Below are 21,413 nucleotides of genomic sequence, written 5' to 3'. Positions count from 1 at the left end.
ACCGGACGTTTTTTGCTGACGCACGGGTGGTCCGTGAGGACACGGACCACGGTGGGGGTGATAAGCTGAGCTTGTGCGGGCAACGGTGACGGCGCTGACCGCCGGATAGATGAAACGAAACTTGATAACTAACCAGTAGCATGGACATTCTGCTCCCTTTCGTGTTAGCCCTGGCGGTTGGGTTTACGCATGCGTTCGAAGCTGACCATCTGGTGGCGGTGAGCAGCATCGTCACCCAGCGGAACAATATCTGGCTGTCGCTGAAAGATGGCGCGTTCTGGGGGCTGGGTCATACCTCAACCATTCTGCTGGTGGGTGTCGTATTCATCGCCGGACGCGTTGCCAGCCAGGTAGATACGTTTCGCTACCTGGAAGCCGGGGTGGGCCTGATGCTGGTCGTTCTGGGTATGGTTCGGTTGTATCGGCTGCGGCTGTTGCCCGACGGGTCGGCTACTGGGCATACCCACCTTCACAACGGACAACCCCGGCCGCATACCCACCGGCTGGCGTACGGTGTGGGACTGGTACATGGCCTGGCCGGTAGCGGGGCGTTGATGCTGTCAGTACTCACCCAGATCAGGGAAGCAGGGGCCGGGCTGGTATACCTGCTGCTGTTCGGCCTGGGGTCTATGGCCGGTATGATGGTAGCCGCCAGTGCGTTCAGTATCCCGTTTTCGGTGCGGCTGACGGCCAATCCGGGGGTTCGTACGGGGCTGATCGTTATATCGGCCGGGTTGTGTATCGGGTTGGGTATACAGGTGCTTTACGAAAACCTGGCGGGCTGATGCATACCTATGACGAGACAGACTTTGTGCTGTATGCCTTACAGGAAATGAAACTAGGGGTACGGCAGCAGGTCGGCAGGCACATCTACCTCGAGAACGGCTTCGAGGTCGAAGTAGAAGCGCGCGATCTGTACCGGCTCAGTGCCGAAGGATTCGTAATTTCACCCTTTACCGATATAGGGGAGTTGTGCCAGTTTATTCAACGAAATCAGGAGCATGGAGACGATTGAACTGAGCATCGTGGCGCTGTCGGAAAGCCTGTCGAAGCCGGGTAACTACGCATTGATGCTGGAAGATGCCCACAGCAAACGACGAATCCCGCTTATCATCGGGCCGGCCGAAGCGCAGGCAATCGCCATGGCTATGGAGAAGATGAACCCGGTCAGGCCCATGACCCACGACCTGTTTCACCAGACACTCGAACGGCTCGAAACCCGACTCACCAAAGTACTGATCGATCGGGTCGACAGTGACTACGTATTCTTTGCCCAGTTGTATCTCGACGGACCGCTGGGGCCGCTTCAGATCGATGCCCGACCCTCTGATGCGATCGCGATGGCCGTACGGGCCAGCTGCCCGGTGTTGGTTACCCAGGCCGTTCTGGAACTGACCGGCTACTACCCCGACGATAAAGTCCGGGATAAAAAAGGGTCATACGCGGAGTACACCCTCGCCGAACTGGAGGAGTTACTGGCCAGAATCATTCGAAAAGAAGATTACGAAAGTGCCGCCCGCGTTCGTGACGCCATCGAGCGACGGCGTCAGGGCTAGAGCGACAGCAGCACCTGCTCATCTTCGGGGCGTAACCGGCCGCTGGCCATCGGTCCCACGTTCAGCAGCAGGTTGGCCTGCATCTGGGCGGCTGTACTCAGCCAGCTTTTTATCTGTTCTTTCGAGGCTACGGAATGATCCCATTCGTGCCAGAACCAGTTGCCCGACGGGAACTGCTTGTCGCCTTTTGTCGACATCGTGGTTTCGATCTGCATGGGCAGAAACCGGTCGCGGCCCAGCCAGTTCCATACTTTCTGATCGGTGGTGGGGCGGGTGTATTTCTCGCCACTGCGAATATCGACCGGATGCAGCGGCACCCCCGGGTAGGCCGTAGTGGAGTTGTTCATCACCAGACAATCGGGCTGGAGCGATTTGATGTACTGGTACACGTGATCCATTTGCCAGCGGTAGGCTCCCTCGTTTCGCCAGGCCTCTATGAAGGCCTGATCCCGGTTGGCCCGGGCATCTTTGGGCGCCAGCTCACCCTCAATTTCTCCTTTTTTGGTCCAGCCCGTTTTCTGTTTTTTCCAGAAGCCATCGAACCATAGCTCCACGATGTCGCCGTAGTTAGTAAGCAGTTCATGCAGCTGCTTTTTCATGAAGTCGACATAAGCCCAATCGTCGGTGTCGTGCGTTTTTTCACGACGGTCCCATAGCGAGTAATACAGACCGACTTTCAAGCCATGCTTGCGTGCCGATGCTACGGCCAGCTGCAGCACATCGCGCCCGAACGGGGTCGAGGCCACCGAGTAGCGGGTGTGCTGGCTGGGCCAGAGGCAGAAGCCGTCGTGGTGCTTGGTAATGAAGACGATGTAGTTCATGCCAGCTGCTTTGGCAACCCGACACCACTGGTCCGTATCGAGCCGGGTGGGGTTGAACCGGACCGGATCGAGCGTGCCATCGCTCCATTCGGTATCGTAATAGGTATTGATGCCAAAATGCACGAACATGCCGAATTTGAGGTCCATCCAGCGTTTCTGTACGTCGGTAGGCTGGGGTGTGTCGGTTGGCGGTGTCGCAGCGGCTGGTGCCGGAGCGGCCTGGGCTGAGGTCGATAAACCCGCTGCGGCACCCAGGCTCAGCGTTGCCGCCTGTTGAAGAAATAAACGTCGGTTCTGATAGGGCGTCTGCATGGCCATGGGTTGTATTCGTGCAATGGGTTCGTATCAGCGGATGGCCCGTATCCATCGGCCACTGTTGGCATCGAGCGGAACAGGGCGGTTCAGATCGAGTGGTTCATTCGTCAGGGCGTCTACAACCGCTTTGTACCGGATCGCACCCGTTGTCAGGGAAGCCGTGCGGGCGGGACCATCGTTGATAAAAAAGTAATGGTCGGCTGCGGGTGCCGCCAGCCGGTACACAATGGCATCGGTACAGCGGTAGGGCGGCTGATTGTTGCCCAGAACCTGGCTGATCAACTGGTTCTCTGCCGCTGCCTGTCCCGGCCTGAAGCACATCCGGGCGGCCTCGTAGCCCAGCACCACGGCTGTTCCGCGGCCGGCTGTTTGTTCGGTGATGGCGGGCTGGCCATCGTCAAATCGGCTCACGACGCGGGCCGTTGTCGGTTGCAGCGTAGCAATCATCCCCGAAACAGGCGTGGTGCCAAGCCGGTACGTCCGGTTGACTCCCGACCCCTGATAGTCGCGGATGGTAACCCCGGTCAACTGCTCAAATTCGCTCCCCGCCTTCGTGGACAGCAGCGCGGTAAATTCATCATAATAGCCCGACGGTACATCCATCACCAACCGGCCGCCCTGCCTGACGTATCCACCCAGCTGCCGGACCAAGTCGCGGCTGAGGCTGACCTGGGCCGGTACGTAGAGAACCCGGTAACGGCCACCCAGCCCTTTGGCCAGGTCGGGCGTCGTGACGTATTCGAACGGGATATTGGCGTTGATGAGCGCCCGGCTGATGCCGACTCTGGCCTGCATCGGCCGTAGCCGAAATTCTTCCCGGCCCGACTCGCTCATGGCGGCCCAGGTGGCTTCGTTATGCCAGTCGTAGAGTACGCCCACAATCGGTTCTTTGTGGGCGGCCCACAGCTCATCGCGGTAGCGGTTGGCTGCCTGTCCAATCTGCCCCATCCGGACGGCGCGGGCGGTTACCTGGTTGTGCCGGTCGAGCAGGGCGTACTCGCCGGCTTCCCAGCCAGCTGTGCGGGCGTTCCAGGCCCAGGCACCCCAGCCCCGGAAGCCAGCCGCAATCTGGCTCAGCAGAAACTGGGTAATCGTGCCCTCGTCAACGGTAAAGTCGGCTCCACCCCGGCCACCGCTGAACTGCTGCGGCCCACCGGTCGACTCCCAGGTAGCGGCCCAGCCCCCCTTGAAGAAGTCGTTGGCCAGCGAGGCCTGCATGTAGAACGGCCGAACGAGTTCATAGTTGACTTCGCCGTAATGCCAGGCAAAATGGATGGAGGGGTAAAACGAACCATACCGGGTCATCAGATCCGCCACGCGTTCGAGATCTACGCCATACCACGCCAGCGGATGAAACAGGCCTATCTCGCCCCCGCCCCTGAATACGGCGCTGGAGTCGAAGGCGCGGAAGCGTTCGCAGGTTTGCCGGATGCTTTCGAGGCTGTGTTCTACCTTGAAGTCCAGAATATCATGCAGGTGCCGGTATTCTTTGTTGCCCAGCTGGCCGTAGCGCTTCTCGAAATCATCCCAGGAAGCAAACGGATCGCCTTCGCCGGGTTGTAGCCCCGCATGGTTCTGATTCCAGACCTGGTTCAGCCGCTCAATGGTGCCGTACTGCTGCCGTACCCACTGCCTGAACAGCTGTTTGCCGCGATCGGTCAGGTCGAATCCGCGCCCGCCCAGCTCCGGTTCGTAGGCTACACTACGGTCCTTTAACGGCTTTCCCGTAGCTTTCATCAGCGCATCGCTTTTCAGGATACGCTGGCGTAACAGCTCCTGCTGGTGAGCCAGCATGCGCGGGTGCTGCCGAACCTCGGCCATAGGCGTGTTGACGGGAATGTCGAGGGTTTTGAGCAGCGCAGGGGTGATGGATTGCCAGCCCCCTTCGCCATACCACCAGGGAATGATCCCTTCCTCGAGCGCAATCAGCTGAACCTGCTCGATGGTCCAGCCCGGTACGGTCATGATCTGCTTGAGGGCGTTGAATCCCAGTTGTTTCATGGTGCGGAAATGGGCCCGCATCTCGGTTTCGCCTTCGCCGGGCTGCTGCACATAAACCGCCCCAATGGGCATGGGGGCAATGGTTCGGTATTTGGTTTGTGCCGGCGACGCGTGCAGCCGGTCGTATAGCCGATGCAGGAACGGATCGTCTGCCGGCCGGGGCTGCGCCATGGCGCCGACACTCAGTAAACTACAAAGCCAGAAAAAACGGGTACGCATGCAGAAAACGCCGGGCTATTGTTTGGTGAAGGTTGCGGTAATCAGGCCCACTCGACCCGCCCAGGTTGTATTGAGGTTCTGGCTGGCCGGGGTAATGGCTACCTGCGGCAGATTATTGATGTTTCCCGTTGTCTGGAAGCTAATGACCAGCCGGTTGCCGCTTACTTCACGAATGGTAAGCGGATAGTTGGGATAGCTGGTATAGCTGTAGGCGGGTTGGTTCTGGGCGTTGGGCAGCACCGTTCCGTGGAAAACGAAATCATAATTCCAGCGGGTCAGGGTTCCACGCGTGTACGTTGGTCGGGCCACGCGCAGTACCCCGGCCCCGTTGTCGGCTCCCGTGGTCAGGAAGAAATTACCCTGCTGGCGAAGGCCTCGGTTGCGGGTAAAGAACGTGTCGATGCGGGCCGCTGCTACGGTGCCGATGTACAGGGTGTCGGTAAACGGCATAATCACATTGGGCCGGGTCGCTACCAGCAGCGGAGCCGTAGCGGGGGTTATGGTGATAGTCGTGTCGCGCTGGTTCGGAATGAGTCCAACCTGGTATTTGATCTGGAGCTGATTGGGCAGCCAGACCCCGCGTAGCTGTGTTTTAAGGGCATCGTCGCCCGAACTGAGGGCGGGTAAGGCATCGTCCTGGCAGGCCGCCAGCGTTGCGATCGTCAGCAAGAGAAGCAGTGCTTTCATGAAGAGTACCGGGTTAAGTTCGTTTAGTCATTTTGTACCATCAGCGGGTTCCGGTCCAGCACGGTCTGGGGCACCACGAATACGGTGAAGCGGCTGTTCCACGGAACGGGCTGACAGCCGGCTACGGTACAGTCGACCGAGCCGGGCGAAAGGGTTCGGTCGGCCGGATCGACGGATTCTTTCCGGCGCTTGAGGTCATGAATCCGCTGGCCTTCGGCGAAGAGCTCGCGTACCATCTCCGTCCGGATGTCGGCCAGCAGATCGGTTGGGGCGGTAGCCAGGGCGGGTAGTCCGGCCCGTACCCGGATGGCGTTCAGGTCGGCCAGTGCGGCTGCGGTATTGCCTTTGCGCGCATTCATCTCGGCCCGCATCAGGATAAACTCAGCCGACCGGTAAAGAACTACATTTGTGTTAACCCCCTGAGCCGCACCCAGGTTGGTGGTCCCCTGAACGCCCCACTTTCGCGGAAACCACAGGCGGCTGGGGCTATTCCAGAGGGTAGCCGGAGTGCTGGCCTGACTCGTGTCGATCAGGGTTCGGTAGCGCAGGTCGCGGGTTCGGTCAAAGCTGGCCAGGGTTTTGAATCGCTGACTCAGGCGCAGGTTAGGCCCGCTGGTGAGCGTGTTGACGTTGGCCAGCTGCGCCGTCGTATAGGGCGATTGCAGTACGTAATGGGTTCGGATGGGGGCGCTGTTAGTGGTTTGTACGTTACGACCTGCCACGTTGACCAGCTCAAAAATAACTTCGTCGCGGCTGGCGGCATTGGTCGTTGGGGTGATGCCCGTACGCTGAAAAAGACTGGTCAGCATCTGATTGCCGGCTATGAGCGGAAACCGGTAATTCGTGCCTGAACCCAGGAGCCGGTTGCAAACGGCCAGGCAGCTGTCTACGTTGTCCTGCTGAAAATAGACGCGCGCCAGCAGCGCCTGAGCAGCATGTTTATTGGCGCGGGGCTGGTAGTCGGGCAGGTGGCGGGCCGGGTCGTAGCTATCCGGAAGCAGCCGCTCGGCCAGTCGCAGGTCCGTCAGTACGGAGTCGTAACCCGCCTTCACACTGAGCCGGGGAAACGACAAGTCGCCAAATTCTGACAGCGACCGGTACGACGCAATGGGGCCGGGGTGGCTGTTGTCGGGCGTGTAACCCCAGGGATACGCAATCAGCCGCATCTGCTCGAATACGCACATGGCCCGGATGAAGCGCGCTTCTCCCTCGAGCCGGTTGCGTTGCTGGGTAATATCGAGCCGGGGGTTGATCTCGTTGGGAGTCTGTACCTGACCGCTCCGCAAAATCTCCAGCACGTTGTTGGCGTTGTTGAGCCCAAACGTACTCCACTGTAGAAATTCGGCCTGAAACCCGTAATCTTCTTCGCGGTGGGTCCAGGTATAGACCCGCGACGACCGGCCGGGACTGGTGCGGTAGTTGGTATTATTCACCGTCACCAGATCGGCAAAGGTTTCGCCAATGATCAGCGCGTTTCCGCCAAAAGCGACGTTGCGGGCAATACCGGCATAGGCGCCGGTCATCAGAATATCCAGCTCCTGAACCGTTCTGACATTCTGCGCCTGAATCAGTTGTTTGGAAGAGACCTCATCCAGGTACTTTTCGCAGCCAGCCAGCGCCAACAGGACAAATAGGGAGAGTATATATTTCATAGTGGTAGCGTTCAGTGGGTTAGAAACCGACGTTAAGTCCGATCTGATAGGTTTTTACCTGCGGTAAATCGTTGCTGGTCAGGCCGGGGGAGAGGTTGGCATTGGCCCCGTCGGCCCCACCGTTCCGGAATACTTCGGGGTCCCAGCCCGGGAATTTGGTGACGGTAAACAGGTTCTGGCCCGTCAGCGTAACCCGGAGGCTGCGAAGCTTCAGTTTACGGGCGGTTTCGGGAGAGAGACTATAGCCGATCTGTACGTTCTTGAGTCGCCCGAAGGAGCCGTTGTGCAGGAACCGGGTCGATTCGGCCCCCCGCATGTTCGACGCCCACTGCAGGCGGTCCAGCGCGGTATTGTCGCCCTGACGAATGGCCTGCTGTACATTGCCGATGCCCGGAATCGTCTGGCGCAGCACCTGACCCGTGAACGGGTAGCTCTGGGCGCGTTCGCCCTGATCATAAATCCAGTTGCCAACCTGAAAATAGATCAACGCACTCAGGTCGAACTGCCCGATCTGTACCGTGTTGGTCAGGCCGCCAAAGAACGTCGGGTAGGGCGTACGGTTCTCGAGAATGAACTGGTTGACCCCTGCCTGGTTGTTGATCGTGCCGTCCCAGAGGTTACCCGTCCGAACGGTCTGGCCCGTATTGGCAAAGACCGACCGATCGCGTTCGTAGAATAGCTCGTTGCCCGTTACGGGGTCGAAACCCGCAAACTGGGCCATATAGTAGTTGCCCAGCGGATAACCCGGGGTGGCAATGTTGGGGCCGTTTACCAGCTGCGAGGGGAAGTTCAGGAAAGGCGCGTCGTAGGTGCTCAACACCCGGTTCTCGTTGCGGGCAATGTTGAAGTCGGTCGACCAGCGGAAGTTTTTCCGTTCGATGTTGCGCGAGCTGATGCTGAACTCAACGCCCCGGTTCCGGACCGAGCCGAGGTTGATGGTCATGACGTTGTTGATGGTGCCAGCCAGTGGCCCGAGCGAATAATCGAGGAGCAGCCCATCCGATATTTTGTTGTAATAGTCGATCGTACCGGTCAGGCGATTGCCCAGAATCCGGAAGTCAGCACCGAGGTCCAGCTGACGGGTCGACTCCCAGCCCAGGGAGCGGTTGCCGGGGCTGGTGAACTGCCCACCCTGCACCCCGCCGTAAATAGCCGCGTTGTAGCCGACGTAGGTGAAGACCTTTTGCCACGAGAAATTACCGATTTCGGCATTGCCCGTCAGCCCGTAGCTGGCGCGGAGTTTCAGGAAGTTGATGACCGATGCGTTCCGTAAAAACTCCTCGTCGCTGATGATCCAGCCTACCGAAGCGCCGGGGAAAGTGGCCCATCGATTACCCGGTCCGAAGCGGCTCGACCCATCGGTTCGGGCGCTGACCTCGACCAGATACCGGTCGCGAAAGGCGTAGTTCAGGCGGCCGAAGTAGGAGACGAAGCGGAACGAGATTTCGTTGTCGTATACGACCGAGCGGGCCGTATCCAGCCCCCGTATCGCTCCCTCCGGCACGTTCTCCGTAATGTAGGTGGCATTGTCGGAGCGGGTGCTTTGCAGGTTGTTACCGGCCAGAACCGTGAGCCGGTGCTCTTTGCCCAGTACACGGGTGTAGCTGACAAGGTTATTCAGGTTGAACGTTCGGTTGGCAATGACGCGGTTTTCGGCGCGGCCGTTTCCACCCCGTTCGGCACCCACAATCCCCGTTGGATACAGGGTCTGGTTCTGAAGAACATCGGCACGGGTACGCTGGTAGTCATAGCCGGCTTCGGTCCGGATGCTCAGGCCGGGCAGGGGTTTGATGTCCAGGAAACCGGTGTTGGTACTGCGAAACGTTCTGGCTACATCCGTGTAGTTGTTGCGGAAAAAGACGGGGTTGGTGCCCAGGCTGATGGTGTTGTTGGTACCGTTGGCAATCCCGTTGAAGAACGAGCCGTCGGGCAGTTGCACCGGGTAGGCTGGCAACGCTCCGCCCAGCGCATACCGGAACGAGTTGTTGATGGGGACGTTGTTGGTCTCGATACCATTGGCCGACAGGTTGACGCCCATCGACAGGAACCGGGCGGGTGTGTAGGTGATGTTAGCCCGGCCGCTGACCCGCTGAAACGACTGCCCAACCAGGATGCCGTCTTCACCCCGGTACGAACCGCTCACGTAGGCCGACAGCTTGTTGGTGCCGGCGCTTACCCCCAGCGTAGCCTGCCTGAATCGCCCCTGGCGCAGTACCTGATCCAGCCAGTTGGTTTGCGTGTTGTAAAGCGTAGTCGAGTCGACCAGCCGCGGGTCCAGGGCCGGAGCCAGGGTGCCGCGCAGAATCCCCGTGGGCAGCAGGCTGACCAGGTTGGTCGATTGGGGGTTGAGCCCGGCCCGCACGTTGTTGCGGGCCGACCGTTTCAGAATATTCAGGTGGTCGGCTCCGTTATCGACCAGGTCGATGCGGTTGGTCGCCGTGTTGACGCCTTCCTGATAGCTGATATCGAACCGCGGCTTTCCTTTCTTTCCTTTTTTGGTGGTAATCAGCAGGACACCATTGGCGGCTCTGGACCCGAACAGCACCGACGCCGACGCATCTTTCAGAATTTCCATACTCTCGATGTCGTCCGGGTTGATCTCGGATAAGGGGTTCATGGCTACCCCCCCGGCCCCGAAGGCACCGGTCAGAATGGGTACACCGTCTACCACAATCAGCGGCTGCGAGTTGGAGTTGATCGAGGCTACCCCCCGAACATTGATGCGTACCGCTCCGCCGGGCGTTCCGCCGGCCTGCGTGATCTGTACGCCCGGGGTGCGGCCCTGCAGGGCTACGTCGGGGCTGACGGCGGTACTCAGCCGGATGTCGGCGGCCTTGACCGATGCAAAAGAGCCGGTCAGGTCGCGGGTGCGTTGCTCACCGAAAGCCACCACCTGCACTTCATTCAGCGATCGCTCGTCGGCCACCAACTGCACGGCCAGGTTTGTCTGGCGGCCGGCCGCTACTTCCTGCGGGGCATACCCGACATAGCTGAAGACAAGGGTGACCGACTGCTCGGGCAGGCTGAGTCGATAATTGCCCTGGCTGTCGGTTGTCGTACCCCGGTTTGTGCCTTTGATGGTGACGTTTACGCCGGGTAGCCCTTCGCCGGTTTTGGCATCGGTTACCTGACCGCTAATCACCCGGTCGGCATTGGAAAGAATGATCTGATGGCCAACAATCTGGTAGGCAACGCGCAACGGGCTCAGCAGCGACGTCAGCACGGCATGTAGTGGCTGCCGAACCGCCACAAGGGAGGGCCTGAGCTGCCGGAAGAGTTCATTGCTGTACACAAAGGTGTAGGCGGTCTGCTGCTCGAGATCGCGTAAAATCAGGTCGAGGGTTCGGCCTTCCGAGGCTACCGTTACCGTGGTGGCGTCGGCGGGTCGCTTCTGCGACATGACGGCACTGGTACTGGCTACATCCTGCGCCAATAGGGTCGGCCCAATGCCCAGCGAAACCAGTAAGAGGCAGCGGGTAGAGAGGTTTTTCATTGATTGGATGGTTTTAAGGAACAGGAATGGGGGCGGTGGATTATTCACTATCGCAGCCGGGGCCTTTGATGGTTACCTGCGACGGTGTCAATTCATACTGAAACCGGTTGGTCATCGAAATCAGGGTCATGACTTCCTGAAGGCTCTGGTTCTGGAACGTGCCCGTCAGCGGACACTGTCGCAGCGACTCTCGTTCGAGGGTTACTGGGGTGCCGTACCAGCGTTCGAGCGTTTTGGCTACCTCACCCATTGGCGTGTTTCGGAAGACAAGTTTTGATTCGGTCCAGGCGATCTGGTTCGTGGCTACCGTTGGCTGGGTTGCCACCGACTGCCGCGTTAGGGACTGAATGGCTTTCAGGTTGGGGGTCAGGAAGAGCGTGTCCGGTGTCGGTGGGGCAGCGCCGGGGCTGGTCCGGGGACGACGAACGGGTTTGTTGGGTACAAACGCCACCCGCCCCGTTACTACCGACGTCTCGACCGTACTATCGCCCGGGTAGGCCCGGATGTTGAACGAGGTGCCCAGTACTCGCACCGACCCTGTAGCGAGCCGGACCACGAAAGGCTGGTTTGGATTATGGGCTACCCTGAAAAACGCTTCCCCTTCCAGCGATACCTCGCGCAAGTTGCCGGTAAACGATTTCGGATAGCGCAGGTGGCTGTCGGCGTTGAGCCATACCGTTGTTCCGTCGGCCAGCCGGATCTGCGATCGGGTGCCTTTGGGATTGGCCTGCTCGAGCAGCGCCGTAGTGCTGGCGGGGTTGGTCAGCCGGGTCCAGCCCAGAAAGCCGAGCAGGAGTATGACAGCCGCAGCCGCAGCCCAGCTCAGCCACGATCTCGAGGGCCAGAGCGGCCGAACGCGTTGAGCCGACAGGGCTTCTTCGGCCTCGATCCGTTGCTGTAGCCGCTCATAAGCGGCCGCTACCTCCGTCCGATCGGCGGATGGCGTGGCGCTGGGTGTCTGCCAGAATTGGTACAGCTGATGGATGACAGGCTGCTGCTCGGGATGGGCCGCCAGCCAGCGCGCCAGCTGCTGGCGTTCCTCGTCCGTAGCTTCGTTGGCAAATACTCTGCCTACCAGGGTCCAGTCAATAGAGTCGTGCATTGCTTTCGGGTTTCAAAAGCAATGACAGTGTTTGCTGACCGATCCCGTAAAGGACGCGTGAAAATTTTTAGATTTTTTTTTACGATTCCAATAGCGGACCCAGAGCAGCGGCTATTTTACGGAGGGCGATGCTGATCTGAGTTTCGACGGTTCGGGGCGAAATGGCCAGTAAATCAGCAACTTCCCTGTACGAAAAGCCCTGTTCTTTTACGAGTTGAAAAATCAGATGGCACTGGGGCGGCAGCGCATCTACAGCGGCCTGAATGGTACGCTGCATATCGACCAGCTCGAGCGCCTGTTGCGGATTATCGTCAGTACCAACCGTATCGGCTACCGCTGTGCCGTCGACAGACGTAAATGCCGGATTCCCTTTTCGCTGGAGGTAGTTCAGGCAATGATTGCGCGTTGCCGAAAACAGGTAGGCCCGGAAGTTGAGTATAACCAGGATCGTAGCCCGAATCTGCCATATTTTCAGAAAGACATCCTGCACGATCTCCTCGGCCGTTTCGCGAACCTTGACGTAAAACAGGGCAAACCGGATCAGCTCGGGATAGAATAGCTCAAACAGCAGCCGGAAGGCCCGGTGGTCATCGTGCCGGGCAATCCGAACAAGCCATTCTTTTACGTCGTCAGCTACGTCTTTCACGAATACAGTCTCCGGTTTGGGGTGAGTTCGTAAAATCGGGTATGCCCCGGCTGTTTACTCGCTGCTTCGTTCCCGCTTTACACACCTGGTCAGCTCGTCGGTTTCCGGTGGTCTGGTGAACAGGTAAACACTATGTGTATTTATACTCAGTTCAACAGGGAAACCACGAAAGGGAAGAAAGCGTAAGAAGCTGATTTACTACCCTGATAAAAAAGTAGGGAGATCCTAATAGCCGTACCAGTCGCTCCACCATTTCTGCAAACTTCGCCGTATTTCGGCTTCGCGCGCGTTGTGCCCGGGTTCGTACAGTTTATGCCCCCGGAGGTCGTCGGGCAGGAAATTCTGCTGCACGAAATTTCCCTCGTGGGCGTGGGCGTATTGATAGTCTTTGCCATAGCCAATCTGTTTCATGAGGTTGGTTGGGGCGTTGCGCAGGTGGAGCGGTACGGGCAGGTGGGCCGTCTGCTCGGCCAGGGCAATGGCGGCATCGATGGCTACATAACTGGCGTTGCTTTTGGGCGATGTGGCCAGGTAAACGGCGACCTGGCTGAGCACAATCCGGCCTTCGGGCATACCAATGGCTTTGATGGCCTGTACCGCTTCCGACGCCATGATCAGAGCTGTTGGATTGGCATTGCCAATATCTTCGGCGGCCAGGATGAGCATTCGGCGGGCGATAAAAACCGGATCTTCACCCGCCACGATCATACGGGCCATCCAGTACAGGGCCGCGTTGGGGTCTGACCCGCGCAGCGATTTTATAAACGCCGAAATGATATCGTAATGCTGTTCGCCAGATTTGTCGTAGCGGGCAATATTCTGCTGGGCCACCGCCGTTACCCCCTCATCGGTCAGCACCAGCGGGTCGGCCGATACATGCGCCGAAGCCACCAGTTCGAGCAGGTTCAGCAGCTTCCGGCCGTCGCCCCCCGACAAACGCAGCAGCGCATCGTACGACTCAATGGTAATCTGTCTGGACCGTAGAAACGCGTCCTGGGCGATGGCCCGGTCAACGAGCTGGATCAGTTCGTCGCGGCTGAGCGGCTCCAGGATGTACACCTGCGACCGCGATAGCAGCGCCCCGTTCACTTCGAACGAGGGGTTTTCGGTGGTGGCCCCAATCAGCGTAATCTGGCCTTTTTCGACTGCACCGAGCAGCGCGTCCTGCTGGCCTTTGTTGAAGCGATGAATCTCGTCGATAAACACCACCGGCGGGAACATGCCCGACGGGCGGCTGAGTACGTCACGAATTTCCTTAACCCCCGAGTTGATAGCACTGAGGGCGATGAAGGGTCGTTTTACGGCTTCGGCCAGCAGCAGGGCCAGGGTCGTTTTGCCGACGCCGGGTGGCCCCCAGAGGATCATGGAAGGTAAGCGGCCGGCCTCTACCGCCCGGCGCAGGGCTCCGCCCGGGCCTATCAGTTTTCGCTGCCCGATCACGTCATCGAGGGTACGCGGACGAACCCGTTCGGGGAGGGGCGTTGAGTCAGTATTCATCCGGCAAAATTACGCAAAGTCGGTGGGTGGTACGTTATCCGGGCGGGCAACAAAAAACCGGCGGCTCGAGAGCCGCCGGTCAGGGTCGGGTTAGGAGTAGTCGGGTTTATAAAGACACATTTTCGGGCGTTACATACCGCTTGAGGTTGCTCATAGCGCCGAAAATCAAGTTGTAAACAGATTGGATGTTGATTTGCATGAGGGCCGATATTTCTTCGTTACTCATGTTCTGGAAGTAGCGGAGGTGAACCGCTTCCCGCTGCCGACGGGGGAGTTTATCCAGCGCCTGGTGCAGGCATTCGTTCATGTATGAATCCTCTTCATGGGCAATAAGCAGGTTTTCGTGCGATGGATCAGCACCGGAGAGCATGTCGCCAACGCGCCGGCCGTTTGTCACTTCATCCTGACTAACCAGTTTCTGCTCTGCCGTCAGATGACGGACCAGCTTACGTTTGATGGAAGCCATCAGGTAAAACCGAACTGAGGTTGTTGGGCCAATCGTGGTGCGATGCTTCCAGAGCTCAACAAATAGGTCGTGAATACAATCTTTAATCAGAGCCCGGTCAGTTGCGAAGTGAGCACAATAGTGGTACAACGTCTGCACGTAGTTCTGATACAGGCGGGCGAAGGCGTTTTCATCACCTGCGCGGAACTGATTCCAGAGGGTTTCGTCGTCGGGACCTGTTTTTGTACGGGAACGAGCCATGAGCGGTTAGGCGGGTTGGTAGGAATTGATAAGGGTCTTGAGGTCTGTAAACATATTGATAATTAATTGAATTAAAAAAGGTGTGTTAATAAAATTTTTTTGTGGGACTATTTAACAATTTGTAGGCTGGTCATCTGGAACTGCTCTCCGCTGAAGAGACCCCTGTCGCTGAGTTTCAGGTTAGGAATGACCAGCAGGGCCATAAAGGATAAAGTCATATAGGGTGCAGACAGGGTACTGCCAAGTTCTGTCTTGGCAAACCGGTCAAGATTGCTGTACTGGGTGGCAACCTGGTAGCCATCGGTGTCGGTCATTAACCCCGCTACGGGCAGGGCCAGTACTGATTCCTGCCCCGACGACGACCCGCTGACCGCACTCAGCCCACCCCTGGCTTCGATGACCAGGTTGATAGCCCGGCAGAGACTGGCATCATCGCAGCCGACGGCGGTGATATTGTGGGAGTCGTGCCCGACCGATGAGGCAATGGCGCCGTGCTTCAGCCCGAAATTGCGGATGAAGGCTACCGCCGGGGGTACGTTCTGGTAGCGGTTTACAACCACCAGTTTGAGCAGGTCCCGGCCAGTGTCCGGTACAATCAGCCCGTTTTCCAGCGTTGGTTCGATGTGCAGCTCGTTGGTGATGAGCTGACCGTCCAGGGCTTCGATGACCCGCATCGGAACTCCTGCCTGACCGCTGACCTGAAACTCGTCTGCCTGTTTGGGCGAGCAGTTGAACTGATTGACCCACTCGCTGCGGAGATCCGGTATGAATGACTGCCCGGTTTCGGCAACTACCGTACCGTTGATAACGGTTTGCCGAACGATGAATCGCTCCAGGTCATCGACTACGATATAATCGGCCGGGTCGCCTTCGCGTAACAGGCCCACCGGTAGGCGGTAGTGGAGTACGGGATTAAGGCAGGCTGCCCGCAGCACATGCCAGCGATCATGACCGGCGGCCAGCGCCCGTACCACCAGCTGGTTGATATGCCCTTCGGCGAGGGTGTCGGGGTGCTTGTCGTCTGAGCAGAACATAATCTGCTTCGGGAAATCGGCCAGCAACGGTATCAGGGCATCGAAATTGCGGGCTGCGCTGCCCTCCCGAATCAATATATGAAGACCCCGACGGGCTTTGTCGAGCCCTTCTTCATAGGTAAAACATTCATGGTCGGTGCTGATGCCTGCGTCGATATAGCGCTGGGCGTCAGGCCCCATGAGCCCCGGTGCGTGCCCGTCAATGGGTTTGTTAAAGGCTTTGGCCAGCGCTATCTTGGCCATGACGTCGGTGTCTTCGTGCAACACGCCCGGGTAGTTCATCATCTCGGCCAGGTACCCGATTTCTTTCAGGCCCAGCAGGTAGCGCACATCCCGAACGCCGATGGTAGCACCGGCGGTTTCGAAGGTTGTGGCCGGTACGCAGGAGGGCGCGCCAAACATGAATTTGAACGGAACCCGGCGGGCTTCGGCCAGCATGTATTCAACGCCGGCTACGCCCAGTACGTTGCCAATTTCGTGCGGATCGGATACGGTGGCTACGGTGCCGTGCACAACGGCCAGCCGGGCAAACTGAGGGGGTGTCAGCAGCGAGCTTTCAACGTGGACATGCGCATCGACAAAACCGGGCAGCACATAGGGTTCGCCAGGACGTTCAGGGCCGAGTCGGTCGATGCGGGCAATACGGCCATTTTCGAAGGTGAGGGTTCCGTAATAAATAGTCTGGTCAAAAAGATTCAGCAGGTTGGCCGTGATCATAAATCAGATGCGTATAAACAGATGGCGGGCATACATCCAGCGTAGCATACTATAGAAAATAGCCAGGGTGGTGGCTCCAACCAGCAGTGGCTCATACGCAGCCCCGAATAGCTGAAACGGTTGATGTCCCAGATGAATGTAAAGCGAATTGATGATGAAGCGATCGATCAGATGGACCAGGCAGTAGATAGCAATGGAGTTCATTCCGACAACGACAAACGGAAAGGTCCAGCGCCGGGCCGTTGGCTGCCAGCGCCCCGGCCCATCGACCAGGGCGTAGAAAAAGGCGAGCAGCCAGCAGCACCAGCCTCCGCTGAACAACACCCAGGCGGGTGTCCAGATACGCTTAACGACCGGGCAAATACCGAGCCAGTGCAGGACCAAACCTGCCAGTATACCTGTCAGGCCGGCCGCCAGTAGCCGCGTCAGGAGCTGGCGCCGGGTCACACCCGACCGTATCCATCGACCCGTCTGTAGCCCCAGTATCATGGTAGCGAGGGTAGGTATGAAGCTCAGGGTGGCATAGCCACCGCCGTTGAACACAAAAGGACGCTCGCGGGGGAAGAGGTTTAAGAACCAGGTGTCGAACGCCCAGGCCAGATTACTGTTTTTGTTGAAATGAGCCATAAGCCCGCTGTAGTGCTCGGGCCAGTTGGCCGGAACCCCAACGGCGGCATAGTCAAAAGCCGGACCGGGGAGGGGGTAACGAACAAAAGCAAACCAGTACCCGACCAGCACGGCGCCAAAAGTAATCCAGCCGGTTCGCGAAGAGGCCGCGCCGAGCAGAAACAGAAAGGGGTAGCCCAGCCCAATCTGCGTCAGCGTATCCTCAAAGGTGAAGTTGGTTTGCTCGGCATGAACCGAACGGAGAAAAATACCGAGCAGAATCAGGATCAGCGACCGCCGGAAAGCGTGTCCTGCCTGAGCCGGAAACGACTGCCCCTGCGTAACCCGCGCGGCCATCGAGTACGGTAAGGCTACGCCCACCAGAAACGAAAACGAAGGCTGTATAAGGTCGTGCAGCGAGCAGCCCGCCCACTCCACATGACTCTGGTGGTAAGCCAGAAAAGACCAGAAGCGACTAGCCGAAAAACTCTCCTGCAACCGATGAAACTGCAGGAGTTCGGCCGCCATCAGGGTCATAACGAACCCCCTATACGCATCCATCGACATGAGCCGGCTGGCCCGGGGCTGGTCGGTGCCAAACGAACCTGCGTGCTGACTGCCGGGGGCAGAGGACGAGAGGCCGGGCGACGTAGGGGTGAGCATGGGGAGAGCAGGGTCGGACTGTCAAATGTTGGGATTGGTGCTCATATTCGCAATAAGTATGGCAAAGTTTTTCGGGCCGGACTGGTATATTTTAATCTGATCGTCTCTTTTATTGCAAAAAAAACAAGCACTGATGCCCGCTATAGTCTTAAAAGTTCACCCTGCCGATAATGTGATCGTGGCGCTGCGCAACCTGGCGGCTGGTGAACAGATAGAATTTGATTCGCAAACGTATACACTCCCGTATGCGGTGGGGGCCAAACATAAATTCGTTACCGAAGACCGTCAGCCCGGCGATCCTGTTATTATGTACGGCGTGCTGGTGGGTAAAGCCACTCAGCCCATTCGGCGGGGAGAGCCAATTACAACGTTTAATCTCAAGCATGACGCGGACCCCTATAGCCTGGCCAAAAAGCAGCCCTACCGCTGGCAGCCGCCCGATGTCTCGCGCTGGCAGGACCGTACGTTCATGGGCTACCACCGCGCCGACGGTCGGGTTGGTACCCGCAACTACTGGCTCGTTGTGCCGCTGGTGTTCTGCGAAAACCGGAATGTGCTTATTCTGAAAGATGCGTTTGAGCGCGAACTCGGCTACGCACAACCCGAGATGTACCGGCAGCAGGTTCACGAACTACTCAGCCTGTACCGGGCGGGCGAGATGGATGTGATCCGAAAAATGCAGCCTTTTGTCGATGTTAGTCAGAATCATACCCTGACCCATACCAGCGCTCCGCAGTCAGGCCGGCCATTCCCGAACGTGGATGGCATTAAGTTTCTGACTCATGAGATGGGCTGTGGCGGAACCCGGCAGGACTCGGCCGTACTCTGCTCGTTGCTGGCCGGGATGATCAACAACCCGAACGTGGCGGGGGCAACGGTACTGAGTCTGGGGTGCCAGCACCTGCAGGCCGATATGATCTCGGCCGAAATCCGGCGGCAGAATCCGAAATTCAACAAGCCGTTGCTGCTGTTCGAACAACAGGCCGGTACCGAGTACGCGCTGATGAGTCAGGCAGTTAAAGAAACGTTTCTGGGACTGGCCGAGATCAATAAACTAACCCGCCAACCCGCTCCGCTCAGCGCGCTGACCGTCGGGTTGAAATGTGGCGGTTCTGACGGCTTTTCGGGTATATCGGCCAACCCCGCCATCGGGCACCTGTCCGACGTGATCGTAACGCTGGGCGGGAAAACCGTACTGGCCGAATTTCCGGAGCTGAACGGGGTAGAGCAGGAGCTTATCAACCGCACCGTCAACGATGCCGATGCGCAGAAGTTTATCGACCTGATGGGTGGCTATTCGGCCCAGGCCGAAGCCGTAGGGTCGGGGTTCGACATGAACCCGTCGCCAGGCAATATCAAAGACGGGCTGATTACCGATGCAATCAAGTCGGCCGGAGCGGCCAAGAAAGGCGGAACGGCTCCGGTGGCCCAGGTGCTCGACTATGCCGAACCGGTCAATACGCCCGGCCTGACGCTGCTCTGCACACCCGGCAACGACGTTGAAGCCACAACCGGTATGGCCGGCTCGGGTACCAACGTGATCCTGTTTACAACGGGGCTGGGTACGCCGACCGGCAATCCCGTGTGCCCGGTCGTAAAAATATCGACCAATACTGCTCTCCTGAACCGGATGCCCGATGTCATTGACTTCGACAGCGGCCCGATCATTGAGGGCGAGCAGACGATCGAACAAAATGCCGATGCCCTGCTCGACTACATCGTCCGGCTGGCCTCGGGCGAAACCATAACCGCAGCCGAACGACTCGGTCAGGACGATTTCATCCCCTGGAAACGGGGGGTGTCGCTATAAGAGTGATTGAGCGAATGGATGAATAAATAGCACCCGTTCTACGCAGTCACTTACTCACTGATTCACTCTAGTAACGATTATGTTCTCACTTTCTAACAAAACCGCCATCGTTACCGGTGGGGCCAGCGGTATTGGACTGGCTATCGCGAAGGCGTTTGCACAGGCCGGGGCGCTGGTACGTATTTTTGATCTGAATCCCGAACAGGCCGGCCTGGCTGCCGAAGGTATCCGGCAGGAGGGGGGGCAGGCGACGAGCCATGCCGTTGACGTATCGGATCAGGCCGCCGTACGCGCCCTGGTCGACCAGCTGGCAGCCGAAGGGCCTATTCATATACTGGTCAACAACGCAGGCGTAGCGCACGTTGGCACCGTAGAAACCACCTCCGAAGCGGATTTCGACCGGATCTTCCGGATCAATGTCAAAGGGGTGTACAACTGCCTGCATACCGTCATTCCCCATCTGAAAGCTGCGGGTGGGGGCGTTATCCTGAACATGGCATCGGTAGCCGCAACCCTGGGGTTAAACGACCGGTTTGCGTACTCGATGAGCAAAGGGGCCGTTCTGACCATGACACTGTCGGTGGCTAAGGATTACCTGAAGGATAAGATTCGATGCAACTGTATTTCGCCCGCCCGGGTTCATACGCCTTTCGTAGACGGGTTTCTGGCGAAGAACTACCCCGGTCAGGAAGCCGACATGTTTGAGCGGCTCTCAAAAACGCAGCCCATTGGCCGCATGGCCGAGCCGCAGGAAGTGGGGGCGCTGGCGCTGTTTCTGTGCTCCGATGAGGCCGGATTTATCACCGGCTGCGATTATCCGCTCGATGGTGGGTTTACCCGTCTGAACACCTGACCCACCCCTCGCCACCGGCCGAACCTGGGGGCCTATACGTTTACGAAAGACCACAAACTGACTATGAAACTTTTCCGCTTCGGCCTGCCCGACCACGAACACCCCGGCGTTGAACTACCCAATGGCCAGCGCCTTGACGTTACTCATTTTGGCGAAGATTATGACGAGTCATTTTTTGCCAGCAACGGACCCGACCGGCTGGCGCATTGGCTGTCGGCCCACGCGCCCACGTGTCCGGTCGTCTCGGCCGATGCCCGGTTCGGACCCTGCGTAAAACGACCCTCCAAGATCGTCTGTGTAGGGCTGAACTACGCCAAACACGCGGCCGAAACGAACGCACCTACCCCCGCTGAACCGATCCTGTTCTTCAAGTCGACCACGGCGCTCTGCGGACCCAACGACGATGTGGTCATTCCGAAGCGCTCCGAAAAAACGGACTGGGAGGTCGAGCTGGCCATTGTCATCGGCAAACGGGCCAGTTATGTCGAACTCGACGACGCGCTGGATTACGTAGCAGGCTATGCGCTGCACAACGACTATTCTGAACGGGCTTTCCAGCTTGAACGCGGGGGGCAGTGGGTGAAAGGAAAAAGCGCCGATACGTTTGCGCCCCTGGGGCCGTTTCTGGTTACCAAAGATGACATTGCCGATCCCAATGCGCTGCATCTGTGGCTCAGCGTCAACGGCGAGCGGTTGCAGGATTCCAACACCGACGATATGATTTTCAACGTGCCGACGCTGGTCAGTTACATCAGTCAGTTCATGACCCTGCTCCCCGGCGACGTGATCTCGACCGGCACGCCCGCTGGCGTAGGCCTTGGTCTGAAACCACCCCGCTACCTCAAACCCGGCGACGTCATCGAGCTCGGTATCGAAGGACTGGGCGAGCAACGGCAAACCGCCGTCAGCTATACGTGAGGGGATTGTCAGATCAGGTTCCTGTAAAACAGTTTTTTCTTTGTCATCCCGGCGGCCCGGTCCTGTCGTCGGGATGACGAAGAGGATCTTGAGTAAAGGGTAGACTCCCATTAATAA

The 21,413-nt window shown here is 58.4% G+C and carries 17 protein-coding genes; 6 read left to right on the top strand and 11 right to left on the bottom strand.

All coding sequences use genetic code 11. The annotated features are described in order from the left end of the window. Positions 1-140: 140 nt before the first annotated feature. The 3 genes from EQG79_RS03440 to EQG79_RS03430 are packed head-to-tail and all read left to right on the top strand — an operon-like array spanning position 141 to position 1,556. Positions 141-785, top strand: coding sequence for an urease accessory protein (locus EQG79_RS03440; protein WP_129599924.1), 645 nt, complete (start codon positions 141-143; stop codon positions 783-785). Continuing rightward, positions 785-1,015: a hypothetical protein gene (locus EQG79_RS03435; protein WP_077920291.1), complete on the top strand. Its 231-nt coding sequence runs from the start codon at positions 785-787 to the stop codon at positions 1,013-1,015. The genes EQG79_RS03440 and EQG79_RS03435 overlap by 1 nt, the downstream gene beginning before the upstream one ends. Then, positions 1,002-1,556, top strand: coding sequence for a bifunctional nuclease family protein (locus EQG79_RS03430; protein ID WP_077920290.1), 555 nt, complete (start codon positions 1,002-1,004; stop codon positions 1,554-1,556). Before EQG79_RS03435 ends, EQG79_RS03430 begins: the two co-directional genes overlap by 14 nt. Here the strand turns inward: EQG79_RS03430 and EQG79_RS03425 are convergent. The 11 genes from EQG79_RS03425 to EQG79_RS03375 all read right to left on the bottom strand — a co-directional run bounded on the left by EQG79_RS03425 (position 1,553) and on the right by EQG79_RS03375 (position 17,613). Then, entirely contained in the window at positions 1,553-2,689 is a 1,137-nt protein-coding gene (locus EQG79_RS03425) for an alpha-L-fucosidase (protein ID WP_165358832.1), read from the bottom strand. The two genes, EQG79_RS03430 and EQG79_RS03425, sit on opposite strands and share 4 nt — an antisense overlap. A gap of 33 nt (positions 2,690-2,722) precedes the next feature. Next, positions 2,723-4,912, bottom strand: coding sequence for a beta-galactosidase trimerization domain-containing protein (locus EQG79_RS03420; RefSeq protein ID WP_129599920.1), 2,190 nt, complete (start codon positions 4,910-4,912; stop codon positions 2,723-2,725). Between the two features lie 15 nt (positions 4,913-4,927). Beyond that, positions 4,928-5,599, bottom strand: coding sequence for a hypothetical protein (locus EQG79_RS03415; protein WP_129599918.1), 672 nt, complete (start codon positions 5,597-5,599; stop codon positions 4,928-4,930). A 23-nt stretch (positions 5,600-5,622) separates the two neighbouring features. Beyond that, positions 5,623-7,251, bottom strand: a complete 1,629-nt coding sequence (locus EQG79_RS03410; RefSeq protein ID WP_129599916.1) for a RagB/SusD family nutrient uptake outer membrane protein — start codon at positions 7,249-7,251, stop codon at positions 5,623-5,625. 19 nt (positions 7,252-7,270) lie between these two features. Next, positions 7,271-10,744 (bottom strand): SusC/RagA family TonB-linked outer membrane protein, encoded by a 3,474-nt coding sequence (locus EQG79_RS03405; RefSeq protein WP_077920285.1) that lies wholly within the window; start codon positions 10,742-10,744, stop codon positions 7,271-7,273. A gap of 40 nt (positions 10,745-10,784) precedes the next feature. Next, positions 10,785-11,846 carry a FecR family protein gene (locus EQG79_RS03400; RefSeq protein WP_129599914.1) on the bottom strand — a complete coding sequence of 354 codons (1,062 nt, stop codon included), beginning with the start codon at positions 11,844-11,846 and terminating at the stop codon, positions 10,785-10,787. Positions 11,847-11,925: 79 nt separating this feature from the next. Continuing rightward, a complete protein-coding gene (locus EQG79_RS03395; RefSeq protein WP_161492721.1) occupies positions 11,926-12,492 on the bottom strand; it encodes an RNA polymerase sigma-70 factor in 567 nt (188 codons plus the stop codon). A gap of 225 nt (positions 12,493-12,717) precedes the next feature. Next, positions 12,718-13,989, bottom strand: coding sequence for a replication-associated recombination protein A (locus EQG79_RS03390; RefSeq protein WP_077920282.1), 1,272 nt, complete (start codon positions 13,987-13,989; stop codon positions 12,718-12,720). 106 nt (positions 13,990-14,095) lie between these two features. Further along, on the bottom strand, positions 14,096-14,695 hold the full coding sequence (locus EQG79_RS03385) for an RNA polymerase sigma factor (protein WP_077920281.1): 600 nt from the start codon (positions 14,693-14,695) through the stop codon (positions 14,096-14,098). Between the two features lie 107 nt (positions 14,696-14,802). Further along, a complete protein-coding gene (ade, locus tag EQG79_RS03380) occupies positions 14,803-16,446 on the bottom strand; it encodes an adenine deaminase (RefSeq protein WP_129599912.1) in 1,644 nt (547 codons plus the stop codon). 3 nt (positions 16,447-16,449) lie between these two features. Next, a complete protein-coding gene (locus EQG79_RS03375) occupies positions 16,450-17,613 on the bottom strand; it encodes an acyltransferase family protein (RefSeq protein ID WP_129601128.1) in 1,164 nt (387 codons plus the stop codon). Between the two features lie 235 nt (positions 17,614-17,848). Here EQG79_RS03375 and EQG79_RS03370 point away from each other — a divergent pair, with 235 nt between their 5' ends. From EQG79_RS03370 to EQG79_RS03360, 3 genes are all read left to right on the top strand, one after another. Continuing rightward, the gene (locus EQG79_RS03370) at positions 17,849-19,525 is read left to right on the top strand and encodes a UxaA family hydrolase (RefSeq protein WP_129599910.1); all 1,677 of its coding nucleotides are present in this window, start codon (positions 17,849-17,851) and stop codon (positions 19,523-19,525) included. A 79-nt stretch (positions 19,526-19,604) separates the two neighbouring features. Further along, a complete protein-coding gene (locus EQG79_RS03365; protein ID WP_129599908.1) occupies positions 19,605-20,378 on the top strand; it encodes an SDR family NAD(P)-dependent oxidoreductase in 774 nt (257 codons plus the stop codon). Between the two features lie 63 nt (positions 20,379-20,441). Then, positions 20,442-21,296, top strand: coding sequence for a fumarylacetoacetate hydrolase family protein (locus tag EQG79_RS03360; protein ID WP_077920277.1), 855 nt, complete (start codon positions 20,442-20,444; stop codon positions 21,294-21,296). The last annotated feature ends 117 nt before the right edge of the window (positions 21,297-21,413 follow it).

This window comes from Spirosoma sordidisoli (genome assembly GCF_004138325.1).
In the GTDB taxonomy this organism is placed as follows: domain Bacteria; phylum Bacteroidota; class Bacteroidia; order Cytophagales; family Spirosomataceae; genus Spirosoma; species Spirosoma sordidisoli.
Note: the sequence above shows the minus strand (reverse complement) of the source record. Positions and strands in the feature narration are given on the sequence as shown.

Excerpts from the sequence above, each read along its gene's own strand:
- EQG79_RS03440 (WP_129599924.1), top strand. The coding sequence starts at position 141 with ATGGACATTCTGCTCCCTTTCGTGTTAGCCCTGGCGGTTGGGTTTACG.
- EQG79_RS03435 (WP_077920291.1), top strand. The coding sequence starts at position 785 with ATGCATACCTATGACGAGACAGACTTTGTGCTGTATGCCTTACAGGAA.
- EQG79_RS03430 (WP_077920290.1), top strand. The coding sequence starts at position 1,002 with ATGGAGACGATTGAACTGAGCATCGTGGCGCTGTCGGAAAGCCTGTCG.
- EQG79_RS03425 (WP_165358832.1), bottom strand. The coding sequence starts at position 2,689 with ATGCAGACGCCCTATCAGAACCGACGTTTATTTCTTCAACAGGCGGCA.
- EQG79_RS03420 (WP_129599920.1), bottom strand. The coding sequence starts at position 4,912 with ATGCGTACCCGTTTTTTCTGGCTTTGTAGTTTACTGAGTGTCGGCGCC.
- EQG79_RS03415 (WP_129599918.1), bottom strand. The coding sequence starts at position 5,599 with ATGAAAGCACTGCTTCTCTTGCTGACGATCGCAACGCTGGCGGCCTGC.
- EQG79_RS03410 (WP_129599916.1), bottom strand. The coding sequence starts at position 7,251 with ATGAAATATATACTCTCCCTATTTGTCCTGTTGGCGCTGGCTGGCTGC.
- EQG79_RS03405 (WP_077920285.1), bottom strand. The coding sequence starts at position 10,744 with ATGAAAAACCTCTCTACCCGCTGCCTCTTACTGGTTTCGCTGGGCATT.
- EQG79_RS03400 (WP_129599914.1), bottom strand. The coding sequence starts at position 11,846 with ATGCACGACTCTATTGACTGGACCCTGGTAGGCAGAGTATTTGCCAAC.
- EQG79_RS03390 (WP_077920282.1), bottom strand. The coding sequence starts at position 13,989 with ATGAATACTGACTCAACGCCCCTCCCCGAACGGGTTCGTCCGCGTACC.
- EQG79_RS03385 (WP_077920281.1), bottom strand. The coding sequence starts at position 14,695 with ATGGCTCGTTCCCGTACAAAAACAGGTCCCGACGACGAAACCCTCTGG.
- ade (WP_129599912.1), bottom strand. The coding sequence starts at position 16,446 with ATGATCACGGCCAACCTGCTGAATCTTTTTGACCAGACTATTTATTAC.
- EQG79_RS03375 (WP_129601128.1), bottom strand. The coding sequence starts at position 17,613 with ATGGATGCGTATAGGGGGTTCGTTATGACCCTGATGGCGGCCGAACTC.
- EQG79_RS03370 (WP_129599910.1), top strand. The coding sequence starts at position 17,849 with ATGCCCGCTATAGTCTTAAAAGTTCACCCTGCCGATAATGTGATCGTG.
- EQG79_RS03365 (WP_129599908.1), top strand. The coding sequence starts at position 19,605 with ATGTTCTCACTTTCTAACAAAACCGCCATCGTTACCGGTGGGGCCAGC.
- EQG79_RS03360 (WP_077920277.1), top strand. The coding sequence starts at position 20,442 with ATGAAACTTTTCCGCTTCGGCCTGCCCGACCACGAACACCCCGGCGTT.